At 37.9% G+C, this 23148-nt stretch carries 22 protein-coding genes; 12 read left to right on the top strand and 10 right to left on the bottom strand.

Translation table 11 applies throughout. The features are described from left to right. Nucleotides 1–312 precede the first annotated feature (312 nt). Nucleotides 313–1962 carry an FAD-binding dehydrogenase gene (locus ACEVFT_RS09535; RefSeq protein WP_393949399.1) on the top strand — a complete coding sequence of 550 codons (1650 nt, stop codon included), beginning with the start codon at nucleotides 313–315 and terminating at the stop codon, nucleotides 1960–1962. A 299-nt stretch (nucleotides 1963–2261) separates the two neighbouring features. On the opposite strand, the gene trhO is transcribed toward ACEVFT_RS09535, so the two are convergent. Beyond that, the gene (trhO, locus tag ACEVFT_RS09530; RefSeq protein ID WP_393949397.1) at nucleotides 2262–3233 is read right to left on the bottom strand and encodes an oxygen-dependent tRNA uridine(34) hydroxylase TrhO; all 972 of its coding nucleotides are present in this window, start codon (nucleotides 3231–3233) and stop codon (nucleotides 2262–2264) included. Between the two features lie 139 nt (nucleotides 3234–3372). Between trhO and ACEVFT_RS09525 the strand changes: the two genes are divergently transcribed. Continuing rightward, nucleotides 3373–4155: an enoyl-CoA hydratase gene (locus ACEVFT_RS09525; RefSeq protein ID WP_205445506.1), complete on the top strand. Its 783-nt coding sequence runs from the start codon at nucleotides 3373–3375 to the stop codon at nucleotides 4153–4155. A gap of 52 nt (nucleotides 4156–4207) precedes the next feature. On the opposite strand, the gene ACEVFT_RS09520 is transcribed toward ACEVFT_RS09525, so the two are convergent. Next, nucleotides 4208–4393: a YhzD family protein gene (locus ACEVFT_RS09520; RefSeq protein WP_036075853.1), complete on the bottom strand. Its 186-nt coding sequence runs from the start codon at nucleotides 4391–4393 to the stop codon at nucleotides 4208–4210. Between the two features lie 258 nt (nucleotides 4394–4651). Between ACEVFT_RS09520 and ACEVFT_RS09515 the strand changes: the two genes are divergently transcribed. The 4 genes from ACEVFT_RS09515 (at nucleotide 4652) to ACEVFT_RS09500 (ending at nucleotide 11160) form a co-directional block, all read left to right on the top strand. Then, a complete protein-coding gene (locus ACEVFT_RS09515) occupies nucleotides 4652–5866 on the top strand; it encodes a metallophosphoesterase family protein (protein WP_393949394.1) in 1215 nt (404 codons plus the stop codon). Nucleotides 5867–5870: 4 nt separating this feature from the next. Continuing rightward, nucleotides 5871–8759 (top strand): ATP-binding protein, encoded by a 2889-nt coding sequence (locus ACEVFT_RS09510; RefSeq protein ID WP_393949391.1) that lies wholly within the window; start codon nucleotides 5871–5873, stop codon nucleotides 8757–8759. Further along, nucleotides 8756–9691 carry a 3'-5' exoribonuclease YhaM gene (gene yhaM / locus ACEVFT_RS09505; protein ID WP_205445501.1) on the top strand — a complete coding sequence of 312 codons (936 nt, stop codon included), beginning with the start codon at nucleotides 8756–8758 and terminating at the stop codon, nucleotides 9689–9691. Before ACEVFT_RS09510 ends, yhaM begins: the two co-directional genes overlap by 4 nt. Nucleotides 9692–9969: 278 nt before the next feature. Continuing rightward, nucleotides 9970–11160, top strand: a complete 1191-nt coding sequence (locus ACEVFT_RS09500) for a methyl-accepting chemotaxis protein (RefSeq protein ID WP_393949390.1) — start codon at nucleotides 9970–9972, stop codon at nucleotides 11158–11160. A gap of 674 nt (nucleotides 11161–11834) precedes the next feature. Here the strand turns inward: ACEVFT_RS09500 and ACEVFT_RS09495 are convergent. Continuing rightward, nucleotides 11835–12815 (bottom strand): peptidylprolyl isomerase, encoded by a 981-nt coding sequence (locus ACEVFT_RS09495; RefSeq protein WP_205445498.1) that lies wholly within the window; start codon nucleotides 12813–12815, stop codon nucleotides 11835–11837. A gap of 143 nt (nucleotides 12816–12958) precedes the next feature. Here ACEVFT_RS09495 and ACEVFT_RS09490 point away from each other — a divergent pair, with 143 nt between their 5' ends. Beyond that, a complete protein-coding gene (locus ACEVFT_RS09490; protein WP_004230765.1) occupies nucleotides 12959–13063 on the top strand; it encodes a YjcZ family sporulation protein in 105 nt (34 codons plus the stop codon). 232 nt (nucleotides 13064–13295) lie between these two features. On the opposite strand, the gene ACEVFT_RS24725 is transcribed toward ACEVFT_RS09490, so the two are convergent. From ACEVFT_RS24725 to ACEVFT_RS09465, 6 genes are all read right to left on the bottom strand, one after another. Next, nucleotides 13296–13481, bottom strand: a complete 186-nt coding sequence (locus ACEVFT_RS24725) for a hypothetical protein (protein WP_008173337.1) — start codon at nucleotides 13479–13481, stop codon at nucleotides 13296–13298. A gap of 69 nt (nucleotides 13482–13550) precedes the next feature. Beyond that, on the bottom strand, nucleotides 13551–14096 hold the full coding sequence (locus tag ACEVFT_RS09485) for a DUF3267 domain-containing protein (RefSeq protein ID WP_205445496.1): 546 nt from the start codon (nucleotides 14094–14096) through the stop codon (nucleotides 13551–13553). 204 nt (nucleotides 14097–14300) lie between these two features. After that, nucleotides 14301–14861 (bottom strand): HTH-type transcriptional regulator Hpr, encoded by a 561-nt coding sequence (locus tag ACEVFT_RS09480; RefSeq protein ID WP_004230760.1) that lies wholly within the window; start codon nucleotides 14859–14861, stop codon nucleotides 14301–14303. Nucleotides 14862–15018: 157 nt separating this feature from the next. Continuing rightward, complete coding sequence (locus ACEVFT_RS09475; protein ID WP_048391751.1) at nucleotides 15019–15414, bottom strand: YtxH domain-containing protein; 396 nt, start codon at nucleotides 15412–15414, stop codon at nucleotides 15019–15021. Between the two features lie 134 nt (nucleotides 15415–15548). Continuing rightward, entirely contained in the window at nucleotides 15549–16085 is a 537-nt protein-coding gene (locus ACEVFT_RS09470) for a tryptophan transporter (RefSeq protein ID WP_205445495.1), read from the bottom strand. 148 nt (nucleotides 16086–16233) lie between these two features. Further along, nucleotides 16234–16647, bottom strand: coding sequence for an HIT family protein (locus ACEVFT_RS09465; protein ID WP_342441556.1), 414 nt, complete (start codon nucleotides 16645–16647; stop codon nucleotides 16234–16236). Between the two features lie 104 nt (nucleotides 16648–16751). Between ACEVFT_RS09465 and ACEVFT_RS09460 the strand changes: the two genes are divergently transcribed. Next, nucleotides 16752–17501: an ABC transporter ATP-binding protein gene (locus ACEVFT_RS09460; protein ID WP_115674062.1), complete on the top strand. Its 750-nt coding sequence runs from the start codon at nucleotides 16752–16754 to the stop codon at nucleotides 17499–17501. Next, nucleotides 17485–18666 carry an ABC transporter permease gene (locus ACEVFT_RS09455; RefSeq protein WP_393949387.1) on the top strand — a complete coding sequence of 394 codons (1182 nt, stop codon included), beginning with the start codon at nucleotides 17485–17487 and terminating at the stop codon, nucleotides 18664–18666. The genes ACEVFT_RS09460 and ACEVFT_RS09455 overlap by 17 nt, the downstream gene beginning before the upstream one ends. Nucleotides 18667–18742: 76 nt before the next feature. Here ACEVFT_RS09455 and ACEVFT_RS09450 read toward each other — a convergent pair whose 3' ends face one another. Next, nucleotides 18743–19258: an antibiotic biosynthesis monooxygenase family protein gene (locus ACEVFT_RS09450; protein WP_393949386.1), complete on the bottom strand. Its 516-nt coding sequence runs from the start codon at nucleotides 19256–19258 to the stop codon at nucleotides 18743–18745. Between the two features lie 234 nt (nucleotides 19259–19492). Here ACEVFT_RS09450 and hemE point away from each other — a divergent pair, with 234 nt between their 5' ends. The 3 genes from hemE (at nucleotide 19493) to hemY (ending at nucleotide 23054) form a co-directional block, all read left to right on the top strand. After that, nucleotides 19493–20542, top strand: a complete 1050-nt coding sequence (gene hemE, locus ACEVFT_RS09445; protein WP_205445488.1) for a uroporphyrinogen decarboxylase — start codon at nucleotides 19493–19495, stop codon at nucleotides 20540–20542. 155 nt (nucleotides 20543–20697) lie between these two features. Next, on the top strand, nucleotides 20698–21618 hold the full coding sequence (hemH, locus tag ACEVFT_RS09440; protein ID WP_393949384.1) for a ferrochelatase: 921 nt from the start codon (nucleotides 20698–20700) through the stop codon (nucleotides 21616–21618). A 14-nt stretch (nucleotides 21619–21632) separates the two neighbouring features. Then, complete coding sequence (gene hemY / locus ACEVFT_RS09435) at nucleotides 21633–23054, top strand: protoporphyrinogen oxidase (protein ID WP_393949382.1); 1422 nt, start codon at nucleotides 21633–21635, stop codon at nucleotides 23052–23054. The last annotated feature ends 94 nt before the right edge of the window (nucleotides 23055–23148 follow it).

Here is a 23148-nt window from a genome sequence, read left to right as displayed (position 1 = left end):
GAAAAATAACTAAAAACGAACGTTTTATATGTTTTATCATTTTATTGTTCGTCTTTTTGGAGGATACAATGAAAGCGCTAACGATATTTGAAAAGTCCGATAGTATCAGGTTTCTGTGCAGTTTTAGAATAAAAAAATATATGGGAATTAAATGGAATAAAATAGAGGATTTATGCTAATTGCCGATGGTTTTGTTCCAAGAAAGCGAACGTTTTTGTTTGTCACATTTTAGACAAAAATATGAATGGTAGAAGGTAAACAGACTGTGAGAGAAGAATGTTAGTTAAGGATGATTGATTTGGGGGTGTAAGAATGAAGTACGATGTTGCAATAGTTGGTGCAGGACTTGCAGGATTAGTCGCAGCTTGTGAATTAATCGATGCAAAGAAAAAAGTTCTTTTAGTAGATCAAGAGCCTGAAAATTCAATCGGGGGACAGGCATATTGGTCTTTCGGTGGAATATTTTTAGTAAATTCTCCAGAGCAACGAAGGCTTGGGATTAAAGATAGTAAGGAACTTGCATGGCAAGATTGGCAAGGAACTGCAGGCTTTGATCGTTTAGATGATGAGGATTCTTGGGCATATAAATGGGCAAGAGCCTATGTCGATTTTGCTGCAGGGGAAAAATACGACTGGTTAAAGTCAAAGGGTATAAAGTTTTTCCCTGTTGTTGGATGGGCAGAGCGGGGAGGTTCGTTAGCAGGAGGTCATGGCAATTCAGTACCAAGGTTTCACATTGTCTGGGGAACAGGACCTGGCATTGTAAAGCCATTTGTAGATAAAGTAAAACAGGCGATGAAAGAAGGGTTTATTGACTTCAAGTCAAGACATCGTGTGGATGAATTTGTGCAGCAAGAAGGAAAGATTACAGGAATTAGCGGAACTATACTAGCTGAAACCTTTATTAATCGAGGTGAAAAAAGTTCGAGATTAGGGATTGGAGAATTTTCCTACGAAGCGAAAGCTGTGATTGTGGCAAGTGGTGGCATTGGGGCCAATTTTGATTTAGTGAGAAAAAATTGGCCTGCTCGATTAGGGACACCTCCAAAAAATATGGTATGTGGTGTGCCGGCTTATGTTGATGGAAGAATGCTAGAGATCACGGAACATGCTGGGGGACGTATTGTAAATCGTGATCGCATGTGGCATTACACAGAGGGATTAAGAAATTGGGACCCGATATGGCCCAACCACGGAATTCGGATATTGCCAGGTCCTTCCTCCCTGTGGTTTGATGCAGAGGGGAATCGATTTCATGCACCCAATTTTCCAGGGTTCGATACGCTCAGTACGTTAGAGGCGATTCAAAAAACAGGTTACGACTATTCCTGGTTTATTTTAACGGAAAAAATTATTGAGAAAGAATTTGCTTTATCTGGCTCAGAGCAAAACCCAGATTTAACAAACAAAAGCATTGGCGATGTTCTAAAACGCATTTTGCCAGGTCCACCTGCTCCTATCCAAGCTTTTAAAAATCATGGAGAGGATTTTGTGATTGCACATGATTTAAAAGAACTCGTAGATGGAATGAATAAGCTTGCTGGGAATGACTTACTTGATTTCATGAAAATTAAAGAGCAAATCTTGGCAAGAGATCGTGAAATGGATAATAAGTTTACGAAGGATTTACAGGTAAACGCCATTCATGGGGCAAGAAATTATATTGGTGATAAATTGGTACGCGTTGCCAAGCCCCATAAAATTTTAGATACTAAAAATTGGCCTTTAATTGCCGTTCGCTTAAACATTCTAACAAGGAAAACTTTAGGTGGCTTACAAACAAATTTAAATGGCGCTGTATTGGGCATGGACGGTCAGCCAATACCTGGTTTATTTGCCGCTGGTGAAGTAAGTGGTTTCGGTGGCGGTGGTGTCCATGGCTACCGCGCTTTAGAAGGGACATTTGTCGGTGGCTGTTTATTTAGTGGACGACAGGTAGGGCGTTATTTAGCACAAGAATAGAGTGTATTTCTTTATACGAGTAAGAGCATCGTCTTGATGAACGATGCTCTTTTTGAATGGGTTGATCATGCTGAGGTAGGATCACTATGCTGAAGTTTTTGAGCGGCAATCGCTCTGAAATGAGCACTTAGTTCACGATATGGAGCGGAAATCCACTAGAAATGAGCGCTTAGGTCATATTTTGGAGCGGAAATCCATCAGCAATGATCACTTAGCTCAAATTATTGAATGGATTAGAAATCTCATTTGCTCAAACTACAGAGAAACCAACTTCTAACAATGCATTATCTCTCCAAGTATTAACAACTTGATTGTTGGACCTCTGCAATTTTAGCAATTTGCTCTTCAACTTGTTCCTTTGTCCAACCGTTTTCCTCCACGAAGAAATTGCGTTCTGCACGACGACAATCATCTGAACAGCTACGCATGTAAAATGCCTCATGTTTTTCTTCACACAGCATTAATTTATGACACTCTGGGTTTGCACAGTTTGTATATCGTTCAGAAGGTTCCCCTGTGAAATAATCCTTCCCAACAATGACATGCTCCACCTGATTAATCGGTACACTTCGACGACGGTCAAAAACAAACATTTGACCATCCCATAATTGGCCTTTTACTTCAGGATCTTTCGCATATGTAGCAATACCGCCATGTAATTGACCTACGCTCTTACCATAGCCCTCACGTTTTAGCCAACCAGAGAATTTTTCGCAACGAATACCACCTGTACAATAAGTTAAGATTTTTTTATCTGCAAAATCTTCTTTATGTGCCTCCATCCAAGCAGGGAGGTCACGGAATGTTTCGATATCAGGTCGTACAGCACCTCTGAAATGACCGAGATCATATTCATAGTCATTACGGGCATCGATAATCACTGTGTTATCTTCTTGCATTTGTTCCATAAATTCTTTAGGTGTTAAATAATCACCTGTGATTTCTAACGGATTGATATCCTGTTCTAAACCTAGGTGAACAATTTCCTGACGAGGACGTACATGCATTTTTCTAAAGGTATGCCCTTCAACCTCATCAATTTTCCACATAATATCATTAAAACGAGCATCAGCCTTCATATGGTTCATGTAAGCATCTGTTTGCTCAATGTTACCTGATACAGTTCCGTTAATACCTTCGTAGCCTACTAAAATGCGACCAAGAAGCCCAATTTCTTTACACAATGCTAAATGTTCTTCTGCAAAAGCTTCAGGGTCTTCAATCGTAATATATTTATAATAAAGTAATACACGATAGTCTTTTTGTGTCAAAATACGTTACCACCTTTATGTCGATATTCGTCCTTTAATATAGCATAACAAGAGCAATTTTGCTTAGCGTAGAAGGAGTTTTCAAGAAAAACACGAATTATACATAGTGAATGACTATTCATAATTGGGGGTTATAGAGATGGAATTTTCAACGATTACTTTAGAGAAGTTAGAACGTCGTGCAACGTTAACGTTGAATCGTCCACAGGCGATGAATGCTATGGATGATGTCATGATGCGTGAACTTGCAGAATGCTTTGAGGCTCTACAACAGGAACGAGATATTCAGGTGCTTGTTATTCGGGGAGAAGGAAAGGTCTTTTCTGCGGGTGGCGATATAAAAGCAATGCTAGATGAAAGCAAACCGCTGAATATTGATGAGGCAATGGTTTATCTGACACGTATCGTGAAGGCATATTATCAGCTACCGATGATTGTGATTGCAGCAGTTCATGGTGCATCAGCAGGTTTAGGATTTAGTTTAACACTAGGGGCAGATATTGTTGTAGCCTGTGAAAATAGTAAACTTGCTATGAATTTCATTGGAATAGGACTCATTCCAGATGGTGGCGGTCATTTCTTCATGAAGGAACGTGTAGGAACGGTTAAAGCGAAACAAATGATATGGGAAGGGAAGGTATTAACAGCAAATGAAGCATTAGATGTAGGGTTAATTGATTATATTGCACCAGAGGGCACTGTATTTGCAATGGCAGATCAGCTTGTTGGGAAAATGCTTGCATCCCCTATCTCTTCCATGATTACGACGAAAAAAATTCTGCATGCACAAAATATGCCACAGCTAGAAAATATCTTAGCATTAGAGGCTGAGGGCCAGTCTGCAATGCGTAAAACAACAGATCATGTTGAGGGCATTCATGCATTCGTAGAGAAAAGAATGCCTGTCTTTGTAGGGAAATAAAAATAATAAAAGGCGCGTAGCAAATAATTGACTACGTGCCTTTTATTAGCCACTAAACATGGAATAAAATTAATTTACCCGAAGCGTTTACTAGACGATGCGTTTTATCGGCAACACCTTTTTCCTCAATTTGTTGTTGTCCATTTAGTTTAGCAGCCTCATCATTTTCAAAAGTCCAAGTTTCATCAAACAATGTTTCCCCTGTTTTTTCAAAAGCTGTAAAACGATAATTCTCCATACAGACCCCACCCTTTTACTTGAATATATTTCTATTATACATAGAAGATTTATAAACTTCACGGTAAAACTAGTGAATTTTTTGATAAATTACGAAAATTGTGGAAAAAGTAAGGCAATGTTGTTTTTTTCCGTAATAGCATTTTTCATCAAACAGGAATTATGATAAAATAGAACAAATATTCGGTTTCGATTAGTCAACATATTATTACTTTGGTTTGTACGAAAGAGAGAATTATCTACTATTTGAGGTGATTGGATGTCAGCAATTCGTTTTTTCCATATGGCAGATTTACATTTAGATAGTCCATTTAAGGGCTTATTTGGACTACCCGAACACATTTTAAAGAAAATTCGGTCAAGCACTTTTGAAGCATTCGATAAAATTATCCATAAAGCGATTCAGGAAAAACCTGATTTTTTACTAATTGTTGGAGATATTTATGATGGTGAAAATCGTAGCTTGCAAGCACAACGAAGATTTCAAGATGCAATGGAAAAGCTTTTTCAACACAATATCCCTGTGATTGTGAGCTACGGAAATCATGATCATTTAAATGGCACTTGGACACGTTTTGCTTTACCAAGTAATGTCTATGAATTACCAGCTGAGACGAGTGTGGTTCAATTAAAAATACGTGGTCAGCAAGTGAATATATATGGTTTTAGTTATCCTGAACGTCATTTAAAGGAGTCCGTTATTGAAAGCTATCCAACTGCTCAGGATCAGCAAGCCATTCATATTGGTATGCTACATGGCAGTGAGGCAGGCAATACGACACATGATGTGTATGCCCCTTTTACAAAACAGCAGTTACTTGAAAAGAACTATCATTATTGGGCGTTAGGCCATATTCATAAACGACAGCTTTTACATCAAAACCCAGCCATTGTTTATCCAGGCAATATTCAAAGTCGACATCGCAAAGAACAAGGAATGAAAGGTTTTTATGATGTGACGTTATCCAAAACATCAACTGAACTTGGTTTTATCTCTACTTCTGCTGTCGTTTATAGCACGATAGAGGTGGACTGTTCGAGTGTGGTGCATGCCAATGAATTACTGAAGAGATGTGCAGAAGCGATTACAGCAAATAGGAAGAAGTATGGCGCATCGGTAGTAGAGCTTCATTTGCAACATATTGATGAGCAAACGGAAGCTTTATTTGAGCATGCAACAGTAGATGCTTGGTTAGAGACTATTCGAGAGGCTGAGGAAGGCATTGAGCCAATGTGTTGGGTACAAAAAATTGTGTTGCAAAAGGCAGCAAGATTTTATGAGCATACAGCAACAACTCAATCCGTTGTGAGCTTAATGGAGCAGTGGGACAGTAATGAATGGAAGGATATTCTAAAAGATTTGTACCAATATGCCGGTGGTGCTAGGCTGATAGAGCCACTAAGTGAAAAGGATATTGAGAACTTAACGCATCGTGCACAAACATTATTAGCAGAAGAAATTCAAAGGGCGTGATTACATGCTGACAATACAGAAAATCCAAATATATGGCTTTGGTAAGCATGAAAATATCTCCATCTCCTTAAGTGATGGCGTCACTATTTTTTATGGATTAAATGAAGCAGGAAAAACGACGATTCAGCAGTTTATACTACAAATGCTTTTTGGTTTTCCTACAAGGCAGCAGACACAGCGCAAATATGAGCCGAAAGTTTCGACGAAATATGGGGGTCAGCTGACAATTTTGCACCCAATTTATGGCCAATGCACAATTGAACGTGTGAAAGGAAAGGCTACTGGTGATGTTACTGTCTATTTTGAGGATGGTACAACGGGGCATGAGGAGTTGTTAGTAAAGCTTTTATATGGTTATTCTAGGGCTTCCTTCGAATCCATCTTTTCTTTTTCATTGCATGAGCTACAAGGTATTGAAAAAATGTCTGAGGAGGAGCTAACCCATTTGCTACTTGCCTCAGGTACAACAGGTATTCAGCATTTATCCACCCTTGAAAAGAAAATGGATAAAGAGGCTAGCGAGTTGTTTAAAAGGACAGGTAAAGTGCCATTGATTAATCAAAAGATTGAGCAATTAAAGCAGCTTGAACGAACGATTAAACAGGAACAAGGGAAGATTCAAACATTTGAGGACAAATTACAGCAATTACAATTACTTGAGCAAAAGTTAGAGCAGCTATATGGTACGCAAAAAATGCAACAGCAACAGTGGCAGCAGTTAACTATTCAAAAACAAGCACTACCTCTTCTTAAGCAACAACAGACTTTACAGCAGACATTGACCAATTATCAACATGTTCAGTTTCCAGCAGAGGGTATCAGACGCTATGAACAATTAAAGGATCGTCTGTTACATGAAAGTCAACAGCTGATGCAATTAAAGGAGCAGTATCAAACATTGCAGGATAAAGTACTTGCAACAGTGGATGAGCAAACGGTCAATGAAATGGCTAGCCTTATGCAAAAAGAGGCAACATGGCATCAACTGATGGTGAAAGAGCAAAATTTACATGATGATCTCTTTTTGCTTGAGCAAGAAATCGAAGCACAATTTCGTTTATTAGGTGTAAAAGAGAAAGAGGCACAAGATATACTTCTGCAAGAAACAGTTTCACTCCAACAAGAACAACAATTTCAGCTTCAATTAGGTAAGTTAGAGGAGGCAGAGGAGGAGTTAAAGTTTCATCTACGTTCTCTTGAGCAGGTTCATCTAGAATTAGATGCAATTGCTAAACAGAAGCAGCGGATCATGCAGGAGTCATTAACAAGTGAAGAAGAACATATTTTAGCACAGTGGCCCCAACAAAAACGAAAGCTTGAGCAATTACGTACTGCCAAATCGCAACGTAGTAAGCAGAAGCAACCTCATTACTTTATCTGGCTTGTACTACTGCTTGGTTTCATGTCGTTTGCCTATGGTGTATTTGAAAAAAATCTAGTTGTAATGATCATCGGAGCAGTTTTATCATTGCTAACCTTTTTGTTTATTCGATATGGTAATCGAGCAGATGAGCCTACTAGTAAAGAGCACAGTTTCCTTCTACGGGAGTTAGAGCAAGAGGAAATGACAGTACAAGCAGTGCTTTTAAAGAAGCATAGATACGAAGATCGTTGGTTACATGTCAATGAACAGCAAAAAGAGAAGGAGCAGCAATACACTTCTCTTGAATATAAAATTCAACAAGCAGAGGTAGAGAGTGAAGAAGCCACTCAGACACTCCAGCATTTTTTAAAGCGTTATCGCTTACAGGGAACAATAGCCCGCACGTTAATGCCCGAATTATTTATGCGTATCCGTGGTGTACAAGAACTAGCAGCTAAAAGAAACAGTACCCTAAGTCTTTTGCAAGAAGCTCAGGTAGAAAAGAACAGCATTTATGAGCAACTACAACGGGTTTTAGATGGAGCCTATGATGAACATGAAGTTTATATATATTTACGTACAGCCTACCTTGAAGCACAGCAGCATCAACAGCAAGCACAGCATGCAAAAGATCAGCTAGCTAGCCTCCAAATAAAAATGGAAGGTGGACAATCAAGAATTGATCGTTATTCAGCAGAAATGTCCGAGCTATTTAAGGAAGCGCAAATTCAAAACGAGCAGGCATATTATGAAATGCATGAACAATCTGAGCAGAGAAGAAAAATTGTGACAGAGTTGCAAACTGTTCAGGCTCAATTATCTTCACTCAATCTTCAACAGCAAGCGAGTCTGATTGAGGACACAGTTAACGAGGACATACTTGCTTTAGAACAAGAGCAGCATTCATTGCAACTAGCAATTGACCAATGTCTGGAACAACGCGCTTCTTTGCTTATGGAAAAGGAACAGCTATTAAATGATGAAAAGTATGGCCAAGTGCTTCAACAGTTTGAGCAGGAGAAAACAGAATTACAGCAGCTAGTTGAGCAATGGGCAACTAAAAAAGCTGTAGCGACAGCTATTCATGAAACCTTATTTCGTCTTCGCGAAGGGAAATTACCGCATGTGCTTGCAGAGGTAAATGCCATATTTCGTTTACTTACAGGCGGAAGCTATGACAAACTTTCGATTCATGAGGAAGGTTATTTTGTAGCACAAGATGCTGCAGGATTACGTTATCAAATGGTCGAATTGTCACAGGCTACCAAAGAGCAAGCATATATTGCATTGCGAATGGCACTTGCCAAAACCCTAGTGAACACGGCTCCATTTCCAATGATTATGGACGATCCTTTTGTCCATTTTGATCGAAACCGCACAGACAAAATGGTACAATTAATGAAAGAAGTAGGATATGAACGTCAAATTTTATATTTTACTTGCCATGACACAATGCTCAAACATTGGCAGCGAGAGCAAATTGTCGATATAGGAGCATTAGCAAATGAAAGGGGAGTGACGTCAACATGAAAGGGATAACGACGCTCCAAGTTGGAGAAGCAGTTGATCAATTTTTATTAATAAAACAAGCGACAAAAGGTGTTACAACCGTTGGAAAGCCATTTATGTCGCTATTATTACAAGATAAGAGTGGAGATATTGAGGCAAAGCTATGGGATACCAATGAGGACCATGAAAAGCTGTATCATGCGGAAGCTATTGTGCGTGTAGGTGGAGAGATTCATGACTATAGAGGGAAGAATCAATTGCGTATCAAATCGATTCGTGTTGCCAAGCCAGAGGAAGGAATCGCTATCCATGATTTAGTGCCGTCCTCTGCAACACCGAAAGAACAACTATATGAAGAATTAAACCAATTTTTCTTTGATATTAAAAACCCTAATATTTCTAGAATTACAAGAGCAGCTATTAAAAGGCATCAAGAGGCCATTTTAGTTTTTCCAGCAGCGACTAAAAATCATCATGACTATGCGTCAGGTTTATTAGATCATATGGTATCCATGCTCAAACTAGGTAAAGCTATTGCTGATTTATACCCAACACTTAATCGTGACCTATTATATGCAGGAATTATCTTACACGATATAGGCAAGGTTGTAGAATTATCAGGACCAGTTGCCACAACGTATACAGTGGAGGGCAATTTGTTAGGCCATATTACAATTATGGTCAATGAAATTGCTAAGATTGCTAGTGAGCTTGAAATTGAAGGTGAGGAAGTCATGCTGCTACAGCATATGGTATTGTCTCACCATGGGAAAGAAGAGTGGGGAAGCCCAAAAAAACCTATGCTTCAAGAAGCGGAAATCTTGCATTATATAGATAACATCGATGCGAAGATGAATATGTTAACAAGAGCATTAGGAAAAACAGCACCGGGTGAATTTACAGAGCGACTCTTCCCACTAGATAATCGTTCATTCTATAAGCCTACTATTTAAAAGTAATATAATTTAGACCATAAACTGTTGCTACTTACTAGCTATTCGCTTTTAATTTCTCTAAGTCTAAATATTCATATGTGTAATATTGGTGGCTAACTATTGTACCAATATTAGTATTTCTTTTAGAATAAAGAGAGAAATTATAGGAATGGGGAAAAGCAATGGATACAGAGGGACTTTTTTCGCGGAAAATTAAGTTTTGGAAAAGTTTGATTTTCAAAATGATACTAGCTATTGGTATAAGTTTGTTTATAAGCTCCCATATTTCAGAGTTTGTGAGTCGTCAATTCGAAAAGGTAGTGCAATTAAATGGTAGTGCGGGTGTTGTCATTAATACATTTATTTCGTTGTTTATTGGCACAGTAATTATTTCGTTATGTACAAGGTATATCGTCTTAAGGCGTGTAAAGCGTGTGTTAAATGCTATGACACAGGCTGCTGATGGCGATTTAACAGTACGAATTGATGATCATTTGAAAGATGAAATTGGTCAATTATCGACTGAATTTAATCATATGTTGGAGCAAATTGGCACGGTCATTGAAAAGACGAATAAAGCATCTACAGATGTATCGACTTTTACAAAGGAATTTACAACGATTACAGAGCAAAGTAGTCAAACAGTTGAAACCATTTCTAATGCAATTGGGGAGATTGCCTCCAGTGCAGAAGGACAATTGGGGCAAATGGATTTATTATCTGAATCAGCACATTTAATTACTAAAGATATGGATCATGCATCTTCTGCTGTACAGGCAGTTGCCTCTATAGCGAATGAAACAAACCAAAAAGCGGATTTAGGCTTACAGTTAATTGAGCAAACGATTGATAAAATGAATACAATCAATGAATCTGTCCATCAGTCAACAGCAGTTGTGAATGCTTTAGGTGAAAAATCAAAGGAAATTAGTACGATTGTAGCGCTGATTACAAGTATTACAGATCAAACAAACCTCCTTGCATTGAATGCCTCTATTGAAGCGGCACGTGCTGGAGAGGCTGGAAAAGGATTTGCAGTTGTAGCGGATGAGGTAAGAAAGCTAGCAGAGGAATCTGGAAGGGCTGCAGACAATATTCGAACATTAGTGGATGATATCTTAAAGCAAACCTCTAGTGCTGTTTATGCTATTAATAGTGGAACACAGTTTGTGGAGGAAGGGCGTGAGGCTGTTGAACAGACAGGCGATGCCTTTAAAAATATTGTCGTATATTTGCAACAGATTAGTCATCGTACAAAGGAAGTAACGGATATTGTATTGCGTGTCAATGACAAGGCAAGCCAAACGGACGATGCTGTAAAAGAAATTGTAGGTATTGCGAATGGTACGTCTTCAGGCATACAGCACATAGCTTTATCAATCGAGCAACAAAGCGCCTCTAATGAGGAAATCGCAAGCGCGGCAAATGTACTTCAAACAATGTCAAATGACTTACAAGCTGAAATTAGCCAGTTTAAAGTAAAATAGAGAAGAAAAAAGAAGCATCTGAAATGTCAGATGCTTCTTTTCATGTTGTTGCAAAAAGATGATGTCAACGGCAGAAAAAGCAACTTTGCAAGGTGAGAGGTTGATTTCCGTTCCGCCAGCGTCCTTTCCAGGGGGCGTCCGATGAGCCGCTTCACTCACTTGCGTTCGCTCCAGGGTCTCCTCTGTGACGCTAAATCCCCTAGGAGTGACGCTGGCTCCACTCCAATCAACCATTCTGCAAAAGTGGCTTTTCCTTATCTTTCATACTAGCTAGCCGTAGTAATCAAATTAGCCTATTATTTGTATGATTAGAGAAAGGATAGACTCTTAATTTCATTGCGAAGAAGTGATGAGTGTCAAAAGCCCTCCATAAAATGGGTAGTGAAGACCTTCACTTTATTTGAAAACTTTGCTAAAAAGTTAACATTTTGTAGGTTGGAGTGGAGGGCTACTTGACTCCCGTGGGATAGCGAGACAGACGAGCCCCTGCACGGAGCGGGAGCGGAGGAAGCGGCTCGGCGCTCGCCCACAGGAAAGCAAGTAGCCTGCAACGGAAACCATTTTCACCTTTCACAAAAATTCTATTGATGGTTTTGTTTTTCAACACTAAGAAAAGAAGCATCTAAAATGTCAGATGCTTCTTTTTGTTATAGATATTAACACTAGTCTCTAATTTATTTAGATTCCTTGTCAGTATCTTCTGCTTTGTCTTCAGAATCTTCTTTTGCAGCATTTTCTTCAGCTTTTTTAGCTGCTTCTTCAGCTGCTTTTGCTTGTTCTTCACTTGTTGTTGTGAAGAATTCTAGTGAATCTTTTAAATCTTTATCAGATGTTTTAACATCTGCATCTTTTGCCATTTTTGCAATGATGTCTTTTAGAATTGTTTGAGCTTCGCCAGTTTGATTCAGTTTATTTAACATAGTTGAACGAATGTTTTCTTCTTCATCTTTAAATGAACCAACACCCTTAACATCACGCTTGTCCGTAATTTCAATTACGTGATAACCAAAGCTAGATTTTACTGGCTCACTTAATGTATTTAATTCAAGAGCATAAGCAGCATCGTTAAACTCGTCTACCATTGAACCTACAGAGAACCATCCAAGCTCTCCACCTTTTTGAGCAGAGCCAGTATCAGTTGAGTACTCTTTTGCTACGTCCTCAAACTTAGCGCCACCCTTGATTTTTTCAATCACTTCTTTAGCTGTTTTTTCATCTGCTACTAAAATATGACGACCATTTAGTTCTGTTTTCATTTGCTCGTAGTATTTTTTCACATCTTCTTCTTTAATAGCTTGATCTTTTAAAGCTTTTTCTTGAAGAAGTTGGACACGTAAAGAATCTTTAAAGCCTTGTTCTGTTAAGCCACTTTCAGCAAGTGCTTGTGTAAAGCCATCACCAAATTGTGATGCAGTTGTGTCATAAGCTTCTTTGATTTCTTTATCTGTTACTTCATATTTGTCAGCTAAAACTTTTTCAGTCACCATTTGCTGCATTACATATGAGCCTGTTAAAGCTTTTGCCTTTTCATTAAAATCAGCTACTGAAATATCGCCCACTTTAGAAGTAACGATTGCTTTGCTGTCTCCGCCGCTACAAGCACCAAGCGCTAATACAGACGCAGCTAAAGTTAAAGATAAAACTGTCTTTTTCATAGTGGATATTCTCTCCTAACATGGTTTCGTCCATTTTTTACTATAACATAAACGATTTAAAAACAAAATGGTTCCCCCTTGAGTATTGCCTATATTTCAAATTTTGAAGCGCATAGGATATAGAAAAGAAAGGGGGTGAAGTTATGGGCAACGGAGGATACGGTGGCGGTGGCTACGGCTCAGGCTTTGCTTTATTAGTTGTGTTATTTATTTTATTAATTATCGTTGGTGCAGCGTTCCTATACTAATTAATAAAACAGTGAAAAGCTAAGAGCTTTAACTCTTAGCTTTTCTTAACAATGTTAGACATTCGCGCCGCATGCCTGAGATTCTAGCCAATCTGATTGGCTAGAAAAAGTTGTTGCATGGGGGGCTCGACTTATCTTCGAGCGTGCGGACGGGCGCGGATGTTATAAATTTTTTTAAAAAAGCCTAGAAAAATTTAGAAACCATTACGCCGAGGCGTAATGGATTTTTCTGTTATACTGCATATAAAATTTCAATGTAGAATGAGACAAGTAGGATCGTAATAAGTATATTTATAGTTCGGAATATTTTTGGTTGGTTTTCTTCGGGAATTTCACGTCGCATGCATAGAGCATATGTCATGCGGTTAATTTGAAATAAATAGAATACCGAGAATAGAACTACAATCATTAATAGCAAGTCTATTCCTCCCCTCTTTCAATAGTAATAGCATAACAAAGAACGCCAATAAAAAACAAGTACAAGCATTTAGTGAACAGTTGGTGGAACTAAAATTTCATAGCCTTTAGGTGTTTCTTCTATTTGCGAATTTCTAGGTGAATTCAATAGATACTTCACGTAAAGGATATCAATCAGACATAGACTACAATGATAGGCTAACAGCAATGTCCCATAATGTGTATAGGCTGGTAAAAGCCATGTTCCAACTATAATACTAGTGTTTACAACGATAAAAGGCGTAAGTAATGCTAAGATGTAACGATTTTTAGATAAAGGCTCTCGAATTCGCATGTGTAAAACAGGAATTATATAAAATTGACTACGTACGCGTAATTTTAAATGCTGGCGTAAATCGTATAGCGCCAAAAAGTGCAAAAATTTGTGAATGGGATAGAGTGTTAACACAGCTATTACAAAGAGCCAGAATAAACGATCTGTATAATGCTCTTCATTGAATAAATTAAACGTTACATACGAAACAGAAAAGACCACTAAAAAAGTAATGACACTCATTATAATAATACGCGTAGTACCGTAATGATGTTCTAAATTTAAAATTTTCCAGCAATGCATGGTTATTATCAACTCCGAAATAGGAAGTGTCCTATTTAATGTAAATTGAATTATGTTAGAATGCAAGAAAAAGGAGGTACTTCAGAAATATTTCTGAAATACCTCCTTTCACATGACTTATTCCTGAATGAACAGTAGTATAACTCATTATGTTCAACTTATAAATAATTGCAGGAAAAATTATGTGCAGTTTGAAGCTTCGTCTTATCCTTTTACAGGTGTGCGTTCTTCTAGCGTGTCAAAGGAATCGCGGAAATGTTGGAAGGAGCGTTCGAAAATGTCGATGAAATCCTCACCATAGATATTGCGAATAACAGCCATTACATCTAAAAAATCAGGGAAACGGCCATATAAATCTTTTAATGCTAGTGATCCTTCCAGTACGGAATGATACGTATTATGGTAGTTTTTATTCATCTCTATAATGAGCTCTGTGCCAGCTTCGGTAAGCTCAACATACGTATTACGTTTATCGTCATCACGCTTGGAAAACTTAAGAAAGCCACGCTCTTCTAGTTTTTTGGAGAAATTAAATGCTGTAGAAACATGCATCACGCCAAATTTTGCAACATCAGAAATGGAAGCCCCTTTTAAATGGTATGAAATCCATAAAATATGGTGTTCATTAATATTTAAATCATAAGGTTTAATCCATTGTTGCCAATCCTTTTCAACCGCTTTCCACAGCGCTTTTGATAACTGCGCGATTCTCTGACTATAAAGCATCGCTTCTTTTTGTGTATATAATTCCTCTGACAAAGCCATCACCTACTGCTTTCTTTCACATTTTTAAAAATATTATAGCAGTAAAGGAAAAAAGTTTAAAGTTAGAAAAATTAAAAAATTGAAAAGTGGCTAAAAAATAATATTATAGCAATAGTTTTTAATAAAAAAATAGATTATTCACCTATTACGAAGGACTTTAGTCGCTAACTTTTTCTTGCGGTTTTTTCTTGTTTTCTGTGATTTGTGCAATGTTTTTCTCGATTTCGCTTATCGAATTCTGTAAAGCATCTAATTCTTGTTGTAAATTATTTTTTGTAGGTTCAATTTCTTCTGTAAAAGTTGTTATTGTTTGCTTTAAATCATTTATTATTTGCGGGATATTATTTTTAACTTCATTTGTTAATGTATTAACAGATTGTTTAACAGTCCCTACTTGTTGTTTTACATCAAGGAGCATACCTTTTGTTTGGTCAACATTTTGTTTGACAGAAGCACGTAGCTGTTGTCCAGATTGCGGTGTTGAGAAAAGTACAGCGATTGTTCCACCGATAATGCCTGTTGTTAGTCCAAGTAAAAATGGTTTTGCTTTCATATTGGATACCTCATTTCTAGTCATGTTTATCTACTATTAAACCATGAAATGCACAAATACAAAAAGAAAAAAGAAACTAAACGAGTGATTTGACCGTCACAGTTTAGTTTCTTTTGATTATTTAAAGTGTTTATTTATGAAATTTGAGAAATAGCTGTATTGAATTTAGAGCGCTTCACTAATTTTGCAATAATTGGATAAATAACAGCAAACGCAACAACGTTAAATGCGACAGCTGGAAGGACAACGCCAATAAATAGCATCGCAAATGTTGCACCAACATTTGCATTGAACACAAAAAGCGCTACTGCCAAAAAGACAGTTCCTGAAAGAATCGTTCCCAAGCCAACTAAGACAGCAGATACGGCGAAATGACCTGCCAGTTTTTTGAGAATGAGTAAAGCAGCTAAAAATACAAAACCAGTAACAGCTTTATCAATAATATTTGGAACTAGACCTGCTGGGAATGTTGTAAACAAACCTGAAAGCACCCCTGTTGAAAGAGAAAGTAGGAACGTTTCTTTCACAGTTGGGAACAATAAAATGCCAATAAACATCATGGTTAACATAAAATCAGGCTTCATCCCATTCACCATTCCTGGTGTAACCACATAAAGTGCAGCACCGACACCTACTAACAGTGCCATTAATACTAAATTCTTTGTATTCATTTGAATCTCTCCTCGACTATGCTAATCTATTTGTCTCCTAGCGTGTCCTCTTGACCGCTAGCGAAACTTATTTGTGATTGTACGCTAAATTTTTAAAATTTGCAATACAGCATTCTGAACATTCCAATGTTAATATATTACAAATGGCTTATAGATTGGCTTTAATATTTTCTGCTACTTCTGCCAACTGCTCTGGTGAGTACTTTTGTGTTTGCCAAATTAGGCCTAGCCCTTCTTTTTCATCGTAACGCGGAATAAAATGTAAGTGGTAGTGGAAAACAGTTTGTCCAGCGGCAGCACCGTTGTTATTAATCGTATTTAAACCTATTGGCTGAAACGCTGCTTTAATAGCATTCGCGATTTTTGGTGCAACAGCATATAGATTACGTGCCACTTCCTCTGGCATCTCGAATAAATCTTGGCAGTGATGCTTTGGAATTAATAGTGTGTGTCCTTTTGCAACAGGTGAAATGTCTGTGAATGCATAGACATGATCGTCTTCATAAACTTTTGTACTTGGAATGGATCCGTCAATAATTTTGCAAAATAGGCAATCGCTCATAAGAATTTCCCCCTTAACGTATATGTAAGTACATTCTATCATACTCAAACCTGTATCATTTGCTAATTTTTGATAAAATATAAAACAAGAAGAGGAGTGAGGATATGTCAGTATTAGAGGTACAGCATGTGACAGGTGGTTATACAAGAAAACCTGTTATTAAAGATCTATCTTTTACGATTGGAAAAGGTGAATTAGTTGGCTTAATCGGCTTAAATGGAGCTGGTAAAAGTACAACGATTAAACATATTATAGGAACGATGTTGCCAAAGGAAGGGGACATTCGTTTAAATGGTGTGACATTAAAGGAAGATACGGACAAGTATCGTACAGCTTTTTCTTATATTCCTGAGACCCCAGTATTATACGATGAGCTAACATTAAGAGAACATTTAGAATTAACAGCAATGGCTTACGGTATAGACAAAGCAACACTCGATGCTCGTTCTGAGGTGCTGTTAAAAGAGTTTCGAATGGAGAAAAGATTAAATTGGTTCCCTTCACACTTTTCAAAGGGAATGCGTCAAAAAGTCATGATTATGTGTGCCTTTTTAGTGAATCCAAGTCTATATATTATTGATGAGCCTTTTGTGGGATTAGATCCACTAGGTATTCAATCGTTATTAGACCAAATGGATGAAAAGAAAAAAGAAGGCGCTTCTATATTAATGTCTACACATATTCTATCGACAGCTGAAAAGCATTGTGATCGCATTATTTTATTGCATGAAGGAAGAGTTCGAGCACAAGGAACAATGGCTGATTTACGTCAATCATTTGCTATGCCGTATGCGACATTAGATGACCTTTATATTGCTATGACAAAGGAGCGGGACCATGAAGAACTTGCGTGATGTATGGTCCTCTCGCTTCATGCATTATATAGGAGAAGTACAAAAATATATGCAATTTATATTTACAGGGCATATTGCCATTGTACTTGTATTTCTAATAGGAGCAGTGGGCTATCAATATAGCGAATGGCTGAAAGTTGTTCAACCAGACTTTCCAGCAGAAATCGTGGTAGCTGTTATCATAGGGATTTTATTGGCCTTTAGCCGTCCGACTACACTGTTGAGAGAGCCAGATCAAGTATACTTATTACCTTTAGAATCAAAAATGTCTCTGTATTTCAGCAAGGCGCTGGCTTGGACGTTTTGGTCTCAGGTGTGGATTGTAGCGATTGTCTATATTGTTAGTATCCCGTTATTAAAAGCTGTGACGGAATTAACAACGGTGGAAATATGGACGATTTTTTTACTTACCATTGTATTGAAATATCTAAGTGTTCGAGGAGAATTCAGCTATCGTTATAGTGAACGAGGACAAATGGTTTGGGTGGATAGATTTATTCGAGCTGTTATATTTGCTGCTGCTCTATATATGGGGCTTCATGCGCAGCTGCTATTAGCAGTAGTCGCTACAGTTATTAGCATTATTTATATTATTGTTTTTAGAAAAAAATCAGTTGGCGAACCTGTGCCGTATGAGCATTTTGTCAAGCTCGAACAGAATCGTATGATGAGCTTCTATCGTTTTGCAAATTATTTTACAGATGTACCTCATCTACACGGAAGCATTCGGCGTCGAGGCTGGATGGACTGGCTCTATCGGTTTGTCCCGTATGGTAAGGAGAATACTCAAAAGTATTTGGTGTTCCGTACCTTTATCCGGACAGATGACCATTTCTATTTATGGCTTCGTCTTACGGCCATTTCTGCCGTCATCGCAGCTTTTGTAGACATTCCTGTCGTTACATGGATTGTAGCAGGCGCACTAAGCTTTGCCACAACAATTCAGTTAAAACAAGCGCTGCTATCTAGTGGTGAATTTCGAATGGACATGCTCTATCCGTTACCAGATCATGCTCGTCAACTAGCTGTAAAGCAAATTGTACGTTTAGCAATGATTACCCAAGCAATTATTGTTGGTTTATGTGCCATTACACAGCCCATGTTTTATATTGCCGTTATCCTAGTTTTAGTGATTAGTGAATTAACAGCGAAAATGTCCAAATGAAGAGGCTATAGCTGACAAATTGAAAAGCTCATTTTCCAATGCTCGCATTCGGAAAATGAGCTTTTTTATTATCTATCTACTCTGTATCTTCTTTCGGTATAGCACTGTAAGTAGTGACATAGGAAGCTGCTGAAAAGATATTTTGCTGACGTACGGCTGTTGAATCGTCTGTTTTTGCATGGGCTGATTCAAACGCTTTGGAGCTCTTCCATGCTTCAAAAGAATGTGGTCCATTCCATTGCGTCATAACAATATAAGTCTCACTCTTGATTGGACGTAATAAACGGAATGCCACAAAGCCTGGCTCATTTTCAATTGCGCGTGAACGCTCTAAAAAGCGGTGCTCGAAAACTGGACGCCCTTCATCTGTTACAGGAATATTGTTGAAAACAAAGAAGCCACGTTCCTCTATATCATTTACTGAATCTAGCACTTCAAATTTACGGGGCGTCGCAAATACTGTTTTTCCTTCTGTTTCATGTATCAATACAGAATTACCTTCCCCATGAATTATAATCATATGGTCATTAGGATACTTATTTTTTACTTGCTCTAAAAAATCGCCAGTACCAGAAGTTAAATAAATATACATGAATTTATCCTCCTTATGAATCTTACTAATATAGCGTGATTATACCCTTTCTAGCGGAAGTCTAACGCTCCGTTCAAAAAGAATATGTCGAGAAAGAACAATTTTATGACATTTCACTAGGAAAACTATACAATTTCAGAGGAAGCGTTTACTATTGGAAACGGATATCAATAATAAAGGAATAAACAAGCGATTTTTTTATAGTAACAATTTAACGAGGGGAAGGAACTATTCATGACAACTTTTAATGATACACTTCTACGTGCTGCGCGTGGAGAAAGGACCGCACATACACCTGTTTGGTATATGCGTCAGGCAGGACGATCTCAGCCAGAATATCGTGCCATTAAAGAAAAATATTCCTTAGAGGAAATTACACATCAACCTGAACTATGTGCGTATGTCACTCGTCTGCCTGTAGAAAATTATAATGTTGATGCAGCTATTTTATATAAAGATATAGTCACACCTCTCCCTGGAATTGGGATAGATGTAAAAATCAAAGCAGGCGTTGGTCCTGTTATTTCAAATCCAATTCGTTCAGTAGCTGATGTAGAAAAATTAGGTGAATTTAATGCCAAAGAGCATACACCATTTGTATTAGAGACGATCAAGTTACTTGCCGAAGAGCAATTGAATGTTCCTTTAATCGGTTTTGCTGGGGCACCATTCACACTTGCAAGCTACATGATTGAAGGTGGTCCTTCAAGAAACTATAATAAAACAAAATCATTTATGGTTTCAGAACCTCAAGCTTGGTTTGCTTTAATGGATAAACTAGCTGACATGATTATTGCAGATGTAACAGCTCAAATTAAAGCTGGCGCAAAAGCCATCCAAGTGTTTGACTCATGGGTTGGGGCTTTAAATGTCGAGGATTACCGCGTATTTATTAAACCAATTATGACGCGTATTTTTGCAGAGTTGCAAAAAGAAAATGTACCATTAATTCAATTTGGTGTCGGTGCTAGCCATTTAGCAAAAGAATGGAATGATTTACCGATCGATGTTGTGGGCTTAGACTGGCGTTTACCTATTAAAGACGCACGTGCGAATGGCATTACAAAACCTGTACAGGGTAACTTAGATCCATCCCTATTACTTGCGGACTGGTCAATTATTGAAAAAAGAACAAAAGATATTATCGATCAAGGTTTAGAAATGCCAGGTCATATCTTTAATCTAGGACATGGTGTTTTCCCAGAGGTTGACCCTGATGTCTTAAAACGTCTTACAACGCTTATTCATGAATATAGTGCTCAACAAATTCAAGCTCGTTCTTAATAGAAGTCAATGAAGTGTAAATAATATGTCCTTTTCTATATAGGAAGTTTTAATTTCCATGTAGAAAAGGAGCTGTCCAATAATAAAGATTGGGCAGCTTCTTTTTATCACATAATGTATGAAAACATAAAACAATTTTAGAGGTGAAAAGGGTAATGAAAGAAGTTAAAGGCTTATTAGTAATGGCATACGGAACACCTTATAAAGAAGAAGATATTGAACCTTACTATACGCATATTCGTCATGGACGTAAACCTTCTGCAGAGCATTTAGAAGATTTACGTAGTCGCTATGAAGCAATCGGTGGTTTGTCCCCATTAGCTGCGGCAACTCAAGCACAAGCTGAAGCATTATGTGCGCGTTTGAACGAAGTACAGGATGCTGTAGAATATAAATTGTTTATTGGTTTAAAACATATTCATCCATTTATTGAAGATGCAGTAGAGCAAATGCTGGCAGAGGGCATAAAAGAAGCAGTTTCTATTGTTTTAGCTCCTCATTTCTCTACGTTCTCTATTAAGTCTTATAATGGTCGTGCTGAAGAGGCAGCAGGAGGTCGCTTAAAGATTACTTCTGTGGAATCTTGGTATGATGAGCCGAAATTCATTGAGTACTGGACACAACAAGTGAATGAGACATTCAATGCAATGTCAGAAGAAGAACGTGAGAAAGCTTGTCTAATTGTGTCAGCTCATTCATTGCCTGAAAAAATTAAAAACTTAGGTGATCCATATGAAGATCAACTAATTGAAACAGCACGTCTTATTCAAGCTGCGACAGATTTAAAAAATGTAGAGGTTGGCTGGCAATCAGCAGGTCAAACACCAGAGCCTTGGATTGGTCCAGATGTTCAAGATTTAACACGTGAGCTATTTGAAGAAAAGGGCTTCCGTTCATTTGTTTATACACCAGTAGGTTTTGTAACAGAGCATTTAGAAGTGTTGTATGACAATGATTTTGAATGTAAAGTAGTTTGTGATGAACTTGGCGCAAAATACTACCGTCCAGCGATGCCAAACACACATCCATTATTTATTGATGCGATGGTAGATGCAATTCATAAAAAATTAAGCTAAGCGAAAAGAAAGTGATGATGTTGGTGACTCAGAAAAGACGAAAGGTAGTTGTCGTAGGCGGTGGCATTACAGGCCTTACAGCTGCGTTCTATATGCAAAAAGAAGCAAGCGAAAAAGAATTGCCATTAGATATCGTACTTGTCGAGTCGTCATTACGTCTTGGCGGAAAAATTCAAACTCTAAGAAAAGATGGCTTTATTATTGAGCGTGGGCCAGAATCTTTTTTTGATCGTGAAAACTATGTCAATGCTTTAGCAAAGGATCTTGGGATCGAACAGAAACTATTAACAAGCAATGCAGGGCCAAATTATGTTGCTGTTGGTAGTCAGTTATATCCAATACCTAGTCATCTCCTATCAGGAGAGACACCTCATATATCCTCTTTCATAACATCAGGCTTGTTTTCACTTAGCGGTAAAGTTCGTGCGGCTGGGGACTTTTTCATTCCTCGTTCAGCACAGGATGACGATCAACCGCTAGGCGCGTTTTTTAGAAGAAGATTTGGTGCTGAGATTGTGGAAAATCTAGTAGAACCATTACTAGCGGGTACATTTGCAGGAGATATTGAGCAATTAAGTATGAGCTCAACCTTCCCACAGTTGTATAGTTTAGAACAAAAATATCGTAGTTTGCTGATTGGTATGAAGAAGTCAGGAACAAATTTTTTAAGCAATCATCAGATAGCTGAAAATAAGGGAATCTTTCAAACCTTTAGCAATGGCCTTGAAACACTCATTGAAAGTATAGAAGAATCACTACTTCCTGGGACAGTTATGAAGGGTGTCAAAGTAGAGGAATTAGAGCATGGCAAGGATGGTTCAGTTCAAGTGATGCTCAATAATTTCTCGCATATCAAAGCGGATGCTGTTATTATTGCTACCCCTTTTAATATGGCTGAAAAAATGTTTAGTAAGCAAAGTCTGTTACATGAATTGGGAACTATGAAGGCTGCAACTATTGCAACCGTTACAATGGCCTTTAAAAAGGAACAGCTCGGTGATTTAGATGCACTGTCTTTTTATGTCTCGAGAAATAGTGATTTTTCGATTACTTCTTGTACTTGGATGAATCGAAAATGGCCAGGTACCTCACCAGACGATTATGTATTATTACGTAGTTATATTGGTCGAGTGGGCGACGAAGCGATAGTTGCGTTATCGGATACGGAGATCGAAAAAACCGTGCTACAGGATTTAAAGAAAACGATTGGTATTGATGGGGAACCTATCACAACAGTTGTAACACGTTGGAAAAATGCGATGCCACAATATACAGTTGGACATGAAGCGAAAGTTCAACGTATCAAGCAGGAATTACAAGAACATTTTCCAACTGTCAAACTTGCAGGAAGCTCGTTTGAAGGAATATCGATTCCAGAGTGTGTGCAGCAAGGTAAACATGTTGCGGATGAAGTATTAATGGAAATATTTAAGTAATGGAAAGAAAATAGTACAAACATTTATTATCAATGTTTGTACTATTTTTTTGTATATTTCTACTAAAAACTGTATTAGCTATCAATGTCCTCGC

The sequence above is a fragment of the Lysinibacillus sp. PWR01 genome (genome assembly GCF_043359455.1).
GTDB lineage: Bacteria > Bacillota > Bacilli > Bacillales_A > Planococcaceae > Lysinibacillus > Lysinibacillus fusiformis_F.
This window is presented reverse-complemented; position numbering and strand designations above follow the sequence as displayed.